This window comes from Pseudomonas sp. FG35, from assembly GCF_057809295.1.
This window is the reverse complement of sequence record NZ_JBMDJR010000039.1, coordinates 1-448: the sequence shown is the minus strand read 5'-3', so window position 1 is coordinate 448 and position 448 is coordinate 1. Positions and strand designations below refer to the sequence as shown.

1 protein-coding gene is annotated in these 448 nt (G+C 61.4%); it reads right to left on the bottom strand.

From position 1 onward, the window contains the following. Positions 1-448 (bottom strand): hypothetical protein (locus tag ACODTD_RS28800; protein WP_489105447.1); only part of this gene is annotated, 448 nt, incomplete at both ends.

Below are 448 nucleotides of genomic sequence, written 5' to 3'. Positions count from 1 at the left end.
TTGTCGTCGACCACGGTCACGGCGAATTGCTCGTTGAGCACGTTGGCGCCGTTGGCGGTTGGATGTGCTTCGTTATCGACCAGGGTGTAGCTGTAGCTGACGACGCCGGTTGCAGCGTTGAAGCCGGTAATCGTCAGCGTGCTGCCCAACGGAGTGACGATGGATTGCGGGAAGCCGGCGGCCACACCGTTGGTGACGACAGCGATGCCGCCGATGGTCAGCGTGGTGACGCCGTCCAGCGCGGTGATGGTGAAGGTGCCGCTTTGGGTCAGGGCTGGAGCGTCAGGGCTGCTGCCGTCGCTGAGGTTTTTCTCGTAGACGGTGAGTTCGCCGCCGTTAACGTCGAGGCCGTTAATGATCACCGGATCGTCGTTGTTGTGGATCTGCAACACGAGGTTGGCGGTGCTGGTGTCGCCGTCGGCATCGGTGATGGTGTAGGTGAAGGTTT